Annotated in this window: 4 protein-coding genes; 1 reads left to right on the top strand and 3 read right to left on the bottom strand. The window is 73.5% G+C overall.

Annotation, left to right across the window (positions count from 1 at the left end; all coding sequences use genetic code 11):
- Together BFF77_RS26155 and BFF77_RS35960 are read right to left on the bottom strand one after the other, a co-directional pair.
- A partial coding sequence (locus BFF77_RS26155; protein ID WP_425424431.1) for an esterase/lipase family protein occupies positions 1-872 on the bottom strand: 872 nt, incomplete at its 3' end.
- 123 nt (positions 873-995) lie between these two features.
- On the bottom strand, positions 996-5,438 hold the full coding sequence (locus BFF77_RS35960; protein ID WP_169922730.1) for an AAA family ATPase: 4,443 nt from the start codon (positions 5,436-5,438) through the stop codon (positions 996-998).
- A 100-nt stretch (positions 5,439-5,538) separates the two neighbouring features.
- Between BFF77_RS35960 and BFF77_RS26145 the strand changes: the two genes are divergently transcribed.
- Complete coding sequence (locus BFF77_RS26145; protein WP_245703716.1) at positions 5,539-6,546, top strand: translation initiation factor 2; 1,008 nt, start codon at positions 5,539-5,541, stop codon at positions 6,544-6,546.
- Positions 6,547-6,597: 51 nt separating this feature from the next.
- Here BFF77_RS26145 and BFF77_RS34795 read toward each other — a convergent pair whose 3' ends face one another.
- Positions 6,598-9,087, bottom strand: a complete 2,490-nt coding sequence (locus BFF77_RS34795; RefSeq protein WP_141698531.1) for a hypothetical protein — start codon at positions 9,085-9,087, stop codon at positions 6,598-6,600.
- Positions 9,088-9,280 lie beyond the last annotated feature (193 nt).

Genomic DNA, 9,280 nt, shown 5'->3' with positions numbered 1-9,280 from the left:
AGAACGCGGAGGCCGACCGGGAAGAGCTGATACGCCTCGCTCCGGCCGGCCGCCCGGTCGGCCTCCGCGTTCTTGCGGGTGTGCTCGTCCAGCTCCCGGCGGAAGGCGAACGCCTCCCTCACCATGGCGGAGTCCAGATCGGGCACGGAGACCGTGTCGAGCCGGGTGCCGTCCGGATGGTCCGACACACACCGGTAGGTGGGCAGCAGCTGGTGCACCGACGGCATGCTGCGCGCGGCGGTGACCAGCCGTGCGCGCAGGCGCCCGGGGACCCTCGGCAGCTTTCCCTCAGGGAAGGTGCCGGTCAGGGCCTGTACGGCCTTGACCGCGCCGGCATAGGGAGTGCCCAGCGTCACCACCGAGCGGGCCACCTCGCGTCCGCCCAGCACCTCCAGGTAGTACCGCGTGACCAGCCCGCCCATGGAGTGGCAGACGAAGACGACCTTCGGCTCCCCGGCGTCGCCGAGGGCCCCGCGCCTCTCCCGCCAGCGCCCGAGCTCCCGCTCCACGAAGACCTGGAGCCGGTGCGCGGAGTACCGGTTCGACAGCCGCCAGTCGTACGGGAAGACCGCCACCCGGCCTTCGACCAGCCCGTCCAGATGAGCGGCGAGCTTCTTGTACGCGATGTGCGGCATCAGGCCCGGCCAGACGCGGGGCTCCCGCAGCAGACCGGCGGGCACCAGGGCGGCGGGGCCCTCGGGCGCCTCGTGCCCGGCTCCGGGCGGCAGTGTCAGCTGCTCGAAGTAGCTCTCCATGCCGAACAGGACACGGCCGGCGACACCGGGCGCCAGATTCCACACGTCTCTCCCGTCCCGCCCGCGCAGCACGCTGCCCAGCACACCGGGGACGAAGACCACCAGGTCGTGCGCCATGTCCGCTCTCTCTCCTCGCTTCTTCGGGTCGTGCCGTGTCGAGCCGTGGGTGCCGTCCTACGTGCCGTGCGAGCCGTGCGAGCCGTAACCGCGCGACGCGCCCGTACCGCGCCTGCCGGGCCGTCAGCCACGGCGCTCGTCGAGCCGCAGCAGATCCATCCGTTCGAGCCCCACCGCGGCCACGAGCAGCCCCGGCCCGTCGGGCGCCGCCAGCACTCCGTACACCTCGTAGCCCCGGTCGGTGACGGCCCGGTCCTTCGCCGGCCGGTCCACGGCCCGCTCATGAACGGCCCGCTCGCCGACGGCCCGCTCGTGGATCACCCATTCGTGGACGATCCGCGCACGGCAGGCCGCGAGGACGACGAGCTGCCCCGACGCCGTCGCGCGGAACGCCAGTGAATGCACATCCGTCACGGTCTCGGAGAGCGGACGCAGAATCCGCCGGCCGTCCTCGCCGGGCGGCTCGTCCAGCGATCCGGTGAAGACTCCGGTGGAGGTCGCGACGGCGATACGGCGGCCCCCGTGGGCGTCGTGCGCTCCCGCCACGGCGCGCGCCGGGCCCCCTCCGGGCAGCCGCAGGCGCAGCGGCGTACCGGGCTCGGCGTCCTCCCACGCCCACACCGAGTTCCCGGCGGTGGCGAGCAGGAACGGCGCGGCGCCGGCCGCCTCGGCGACCGCGAGATGCTCGACCTTCCCGGTCGTCACATGGCAGGCCGTGAGCTGCTGTCCCGTGCCGACGTCCCAGCGGCGTACGTAGCGGTCGTCCGCGGCGAGCACACGGACCGCGCCCGCGCCGGTGGTCAGGGCCACCGCGCCCACGGTGCCGTCGCGCAGCGGATCCAGGCGCAGGGTCACCTCCGTCCCGTCCGGCAGTCTCCTGACGCGTACACACGGTCCGTGCTCGCGGTGCCTGCCGCCCACGGCGAGCCAGCCGGCCCCGTCGGGCGCGGTGCGCAGATCCACCGAGGAGATGTGCGACAGACCGGTCTCGTCATGGAGATGACGTCCCGTCAGGTCCCAGAGCCGCGCGGTGTCCCCGGCGGCGAGCACCACCGCGCCCCCGCCCCTCGCCGTGGCGGTCATGGCGCCGACATGCTCGCTGCCGGGGCTCGGCAGCCCGCGCCGCGCCCCGGCGGTCCCGGTGCGTACGGCGGCGGACGTCTGCTCCCACACCCTGATCCGCGGTCCGTCCGCCACGACCACACATCCCGTGTCGTCGGGCAGGAACGCGAGCGACGTCGGACGGGACCGGTGCCCGGTCAGGGCCGGGAGTTCGACGTCGTCGCCCACCCGCCACAGCCGTACGGTCCCGCCGTCGACGGCCGACACCAGCAGGTCCCCGGCGCTCCGCCCGAGCGCGACCGACGAACCCGACGGGCTGCGCAGACCGGCCGCCAGGACCCGCTCGGCGCGCGGGCGCGCTCCGCCCGTCACGCGCCACACCCGTAACTGCGGCCGGGTGGATCCGACGATCGCGACATGCGGGTCCCAGCCGGGGGCGGTGACCGCGAGGGCCTCGGCGCGCCCGCCGTCCCCGCCGAAGGAGAGCATCCGCTCGCCGGTGCGCGCGTCCCAGACGACCGCTCCGCCGTCGCCCGCCGCGACGACGTACAGCCCGCCGTCCGGCCCGCCGTCCAGAGCCTCGTCCAGCTCGGCGACCGCCACGCCGTACACCCGGCCGTGGTGCGGCCACTCCCAGAAGCCGCGATGGCGCGGGCGGCCGTCCAGGCACTCCCACACGGCGACGGTCCTGCCGCTCGTCGCGGCCACGATCTCGGTATGGCCCCGGCCGCCCACGGCGACATCGCCGACGGGCGCGCCCCAGCCGAACTCGCGTGGGCTGTGGTCGCTGTCGTCGGGCCAGATCAGCACACGCTCGGCGTCGGCGGCCACCGCGGCGACCGACAGCCTCCGGGGGGCCGCGGCGAGGGCGTGCAGCCGGTTGGGGCCGAGGCGGCTCTCGGCCGGGACGTAGCGGCGCAGGATCTCGGGCTTGCCGCCCGGCAGCGGCCAGCGCCACAACTGCTCACCGGCGGCCAGCAGTTCACCGGCGCCGGTGCCGTCCCGGGATCCGGCGCCGGTGCCGTCCCGGGATCCGTCACCGGGGCCGCCCGGAGTGCCGGCCGGGGGACCGGCCGGAGGACCGACCGCGACCGCCCGTACATCGCCGTAGGGAACGCGCAGCGTACGCGTCGGCGCCGAGCGTTCCGCCGTGGTCCACCGGTCCTGCCACGGCAGCGAGCCGGCCGCCCGCGCCCAGGCGCGCAGCTCCGGCCGCTGGCACAGCGCGGTGGCCTGGAGGAGCGCGGCCCGCTCCGCCGGGCTCTTGCCGGTCAGCTCCTCCGCGACCCCGCGGTACAGCGTCGCCTCGGCGACGGCTCCGTCACGGGGGCGGTCCAGCAGGACGATCAGCCGCTCGGGATCCGCGTTGACGAGGAACTCGCCGTCCACGACCAGCTCGTCCAGCCGCTCGGCCGCCGCGGCGTGGGCGGTGGCGTAACGCGCGATGTACGGATTGGTGCCGCCGCGGCCCCGGTGGTGGGTGCGGTGGATACGCAGGAGGACGTCCGTCATCGCTCCGTGCAGTTCACGCACCGCTCCCGCGCTCTCCACCAGATGCTCGGCCATGGCCTCGTGCCCGAGCCGGTACACCGGCTGCCCGCCCTCGCCGTGTTCCACGATGTGCGCGCCCGCCACCCGCAGCACCGCGCGCAGATCGTCGGGCGTGTACCGGACGTCCTGGCCGCGCAGACGCGCCAGCTCCTGGGCGGCGGCCGGCCAGATACCGCTGTCCAGCGGCAGGCCCGCGCCGTACGACAGCGCCAGCGGCAGCAGCAGCCCGCGCGCCCAGCCCGAGTCCGCCCGTACTCCCGGTACCAGGGCCGCCACGGCGACCCGGTCCAGCTCGGTCACCTCCCGGTCCAGGGCCTCCTCAAGACCGGACATCAGCAGCCGCCGGAACGCCTCGTCGCCCGGTGACAGGGCCCGCTCCAGGCGGGCGAGGGCCGCGCAGTGGAGCTGCGCCACCAGGAAGACGCCCTGGCTCTGCTCCACCAGGACGCGCGTGGCGGCCTCGCGCGGCCCGGGGCTGTCGGCGTAGGGGCAGCCGGGCGCGCCGAGCCGCTCCCGTACGTACTCGGCGATGTCGCGGTCCTTGTCCGGGTCCTTGTCGAGGTCGACATGGGCCGCGCCGTCGAGCATCAGCAGACTGCCGCTGATCGTGGGCCGGGTGCCGACGAGAATCCGCACGGACGGTTCCTGGGCGAGCGGACGCAGGACATCGGCGATCACGGCATCGACATGGGCGGGCCCCGCCTCGTCGAGCCCGTCGACCAGGAACGCGGCCTCGCCCCGCCGCCGGCACGCCTCGACGACGGCCCGGACCGCCTCGGGCGCGTCCGTCCACCCCGTGCCCGGTTCCTTGACGTCCAGTCCCGCGGCCAGCTCGCGGGCGCACTCCAGGGCGCTGCGGCCACGGCACTGGATGCCCGCGACCAGCGCCCCCTCCAGCAGACCGCGCTGATCGGGCGTCAGCTCCTCGTACTGGGGAGTGGACCGGACCGTCATCAGCGCGGTCTGTGCCAGCAGCGCCGACTTGCCGCTGCCCGGCGCGCCGGTGACGACCATGACACCGCTGCGGCCCGGGGAGGAGAGCCAGTGGGTGATACGTGCCAGGGAGTGCCGCCGGCCGACGAAGGCGGCGTCCTCCTCCTCCAGCCGCAGGCCGGTGAACCTGCTCTTGAGCAGGTGCTGGATCTGTTCGTCGAGAAGCGCGTCGCGGCGCTCGGGCGCGGTGGCCGAGGCGGGACGGGCGAAGGGATCGAAGTGGCGGTTGACGAAGAAGCCCTCCAGCCGCCCGCCGCCCTTGAACCACGGTTCGACGCTGGTCTCGCGGAGTGCCTGGTGGACGGCGTTCGACAGCATCTCGGCGCTCACCGCCTTCGCGTGCCTGTTCCACACGTACTGGCCGCGATAGGTGAAATCGGGCGATCCGCAGACCGTCTTCAGGGCGGTGAGCCACTGGCCGACCTGTGCGAGGGCGTCACCGCCGACGGTGCCGAGGCAGCCGATACCGCGGCCGGGCCCGGCGGGGCCGTCGGGGCCGAGAGGAATGCCGCTGTACCTCTCCTCCTTGTCCTCGCACAGCGACTGCGCCTCCCGGGCGAAGTCCGTGGCATGGCAGGTGTCGACGATCAGCACGACATCGCCGGTCAGACCCGTGAGGAACAGCCCGATCTCGTGCGCGGAGAACAGCCCTCGCCGGCCGCCGTGGCGGTAGTCGCGGCAGGGCAGGACCACCGTGTTCGCGCCGATCTTCACTCCGTGCCCGACCCAGTAGACGAGCTTGCGCTGGGCGGTGGACATCTCGATCCGGCCCAGGCCGTCGTCGATCTCGTGCTTGGTTCCCGAGATCACGGGCACATCGGCCGTGAAGCCGAGACCGCGCGCCAGTACCCGGAAGTCCTCGGCGGCCCGGCGGGCGGGCGCCAGCCGCGCCCCGGCCTCGTGGTCGTACTCGTCGACGCACACCACGAATGCCTCGCCGTGCTCCCCCGCGGTCCCCACACGCGCCTCCCCTGGCCCTGCTCATGGATGTTGCCGCCATGTCCGGGCCTGTGCAACTGTCCTGTGGAACCAGCGTGTTGAACGGGGAGAAGGACATATCTTGTCGTACCGCGACCACTTCCGGATCGGGCCGATGCGCACCGTCTGCCACATCTACGAGGGCGACGGGACGCGGCCCATCAGCGAGAAGAATCTGAGGATCTACTTCGACGCCGACGAGCCCGTCTTCGTGCCCGAGGACGTACGGCGCTGGCGCCAGGAGATCGAGGACGACCAGCGGACCCGCGCGGTCCAGGGCGCCGACCGGCGCTGGAACCACCCGCGGTTCGCCGTCGAGACGGTGGCGGTGACCCGCACCGACGACCGCGAGGACCCGGTCGTCGAGATCCGCTTCTCGCCCACGGACTACTTCACCTTCCTCGCCTCGCAGCAGCTGGACCGCAGGCTGGAGGAGGGCGAGGGCGCCGGGCACACACTCCGCGAGCACTATCTCGCGGGCAAGGACCCGGTCACCGTCAACGGCTTCCTCTCCAGCAGCTTCGGCGCGAACGTGGCCGTGGTGACCGGCAAGGACAACCGGATGCTGTTCTCCCGGCGCAGCGCCACGGTCGGCGGGAACGCCGGACGCTGGAACTCCTCGGCGAACGAGGGCCTTTCTGGGGCGCACGATCTGAAGGACGGTGTCCCCGACCTCTTCGGCGCCGCCCACCGGGCGCTGCGCGAGGAACTCGCCGTCCACGCGGACGACGAGTGCACGATGGAACTGCTCTCCTTCGCCATGGACACCGACCGCCATCAGTGGGCGGCCTGCTTCCTGGCCGTGCTGCCCGCTCTGAGCGAGGAGGAACTGCGCGAGCGCTGGAGCCGTGGTGTGGACGACAAGTGGGAGCACAGCGAGTTCCACTTCGTGCCCGCCGAGCCGGACGCGGTGCTGGACTTCCTGCTCGACCCGGCGCGCAGGGACGAGTGGACGCCGTGCGGCCCCGCCCTCTTCTTCCACGCCGTCGTCCGCACGATGACCCTGCGCCTGGGCGACCCGGGCGAAGGCCGCCTCAGCGTGGAACGGGCCATCGCCCCCGCGGTACGAAGGGCCGAGGCCCGCGCCTGACCACGGCGCGTTCCTCGGCCCCCGCGATCGCTCCGCGCTCCCGGGCGAGCGCTATCGCACGTCGACGTGGTCGCCGGTGACCGAGGCGGGCGGGGCGGCCGTCGTGCCGGGGAAGTAGTAGCGCCAGTAGCCGTCGGCCGTGGCCTTGACGGTGGTCCTGAGGGCGCCGGTGGACGACGACGTGACCGTCTTGACCGTGGTGTAGGTGCTGCTGTCCTTCTTGCGGAACTGAAGCTTCACCGACTGGCCGCCGAGCCCGGCGTAGGCGCCCGTGTCGGACTGCCAGTCGGCGCCGGTCAGGGCGCCGGTGACCGTCAGGGTCGCGTTCTTCTTCACCGGCTCGGGCGTGGCATCGACCGTCAGACGGGAGTGGCGCTGCACCGGCACGGCACGCGCGGCGGTCAGGTCGGTGTGGCTCTTGCCGTCCTTGGACCAGGCCCAGGCGGCGGCGGTCCAGGTGCCCGCGAGGGCGTTACGGCCGAGTCCGGTGCGCGGCTCGATGTACGCGAACGTCGCCTCGCAGACCGAGGTGGTGGCGGTCCGCTCGGTGCAGGTCGCGGGCCAGGAGCCGAAGAGAACACCGTCGGGCTCGCCGTAGGGGCCGTGATACAGGTAGAGATCCCCCTCGGCCACACCCGCCGGGTCGGTGGCCGTGAACGTCGCCGTGAAGCTCTGGAGCGCCTCGTTGGTGAGGACGACGGGCTTGCCCCCGTTGACCACCAGGTTCGAGATCTTCGTCGTACCGGCCTGCTCGTCGCCCTTGGCCGTGGCTCCGGCGAAGGCCCGTATCAGGGTGCGCCGGACGCTGCCGCCCTCGTCGTTCACCGCCGTGGCGCGCAGCGAGACGAACCGCGCGGTGGCGGGGACGCCGAGGGGCGCGGAGCCCTGGGCGCCCGTGCCCGTGGTGGTGAGCGGGAGACCCAGCCAGGTGGCGCCGTCGTCCGTCGAGTATTCGAGGGCGGTGACCGTCTCCGCCGCCTCGGAGGCGCGGGTGGTGGCCGTGACGCCCACGGTCACCGGGGCGGCGCCCGCCGCGTTGCGGGCGTCGAGCCCCGAGACGGTGAAGGCGGTGTCGATCAGGGGCAGCGCCCGGGACGTGCTCGTGCCCGGAGAGGTGAAGGCCCATTCGCCGCGGACCAGTGTGGACAGCCGGGAGTGGCCGACCCTGCGGGTGACGGTGTGCTCCAGCGCGTAGGAGCCGGTGCCGCTCGGGACGGGTGCGGACAGCTGGTCGAACGGTGACAGGCCGTCGGCCGACGCGAGGGTCCGGCCGCCGGAGGTGAGCCGGAAGGACGCCTTCGCCCGGTCGTCGACGCCGCTGTTGCCCACCGCGTCGCTCGCGGTCGACGGCTCGTACAGGCTGATCGTCGTGGCGCGGCGGGTGGAGCCGCCCGTCCCGGGAGGGGGACCGAAGGGTGCCACGCCCACCGAGGAGCCGCTGGAGGTGCCGGCGGCCAGCGTGCGATCGGGCAGGGAGAGACGCTGGGAGCCGTAGCCGAGCAGACGGGAGTAGCGGATCCCCGGGGTGACGTACTCGGTGGTCGTCGTCGCGGTCTTCACCCAGCCGCCGATGTAGACACCGGTCCACTCGCCCAGGCCGGGCACCGTCTCCAGGACGGCCGGTATCCGGACGCCCTGGGCGCGGATCGGGGTGGTGGTCCTCGCGAGGCTCGCCGTACGCACGGTGGCGACGGGAGAGGACGGAGCGCCCTGGAACGAGTGGGTCAGGTCGTAACGGACGGGGCTGGGGGCGGACGCCGACGAGCCCTTCCTGGTCAGGATCTCGTGGACGCGCAGGGAGGCCCCGGCGACCGAGAAGGGCGTCGTGTAGACCTTGTCACGGCCTCTGCCCGCGAATCCCGCCAGACCGCCGCCGGGCACCGAGATCCACACCGCCGACGCCTCGCGGGCGACGGTGGTGTCATCGGTCCTGATGGCCGTCTCCTTGGCCAGACGCTCGTCGAAGGTCACCGTCAGACCCGAATTGGTCACGGTGAAAGTGCGGGCGAGCAGATAGCTGGGCCGGGCCCAGTCGCTGTGCAGGGCGACGGCGAAATAGCTCCCGGGCGACAGCTTGGCGCCGGCGTTCGGGCCGAAATCCTCGTTCTGCACCTCGATGGGAGTCCAGGTCTTGCTGTTCCAGAGGCTGACCAACTTGGTGGTGACATTGGCGTTCGTGATCGTGAACTTCACCGGGTACGTGGCGTTCGGCGCGGCGAGCGTCATGGGCGAGAACGCCCGTGCCGCCGGGCCCACGGCGACCTCCGTCGTGGCCACGGGCCGCCGCTGGTCCACGGGACGGACGCTGAGGGCGCCGTCCATGGAGGTGATGGCGTACCGTCCCGCGCTCCGGCCCTCCCGCGGGACAACACCCACGTTCTTGCCGTCGGCCAGCTCCAGCCGCTCCCCCGTGGCGAGTTCCGCGGCGCCCGCCGTGTCCACGGTGTGCTCGACGGTGCCGATCACGGGCCGCTCCGCCGCCGCGCTCACCCCGGGCACGGACAGCAGCGACCCGGCGAGCACCACCCCTGCCGTCGTCATGCCCCCCAAGACCCGGACCACCGTCCTGGATCTCACCGGTCTCGCGTGTCCACCCCGCACAGGCCGCATCAGTGCCTCCCCCTCCCCGCCCCGCAACCCCAACGCCGTACACCCTACCCCCTCCCACCGCCACCCCACCCCACCCGCCGCATCCCCCGCCGAGCAGCCCATCCCCCCCCCACCCGCCACCCGC

The organism is Streptomyces lushanensis (assembly GCF_001700515.1).
Taxonomy (GTDB): Bacteria; Actinomycetota; Actinomycetes; order Streptomycetales; family Streptomycetaceae; genus Streptomyces; species Streptomyces lushanensis.
Note: the sequence above shows the minus strand (reverse complement) of the source record. Positions and strands in the feature narration are given on the sequence as shown.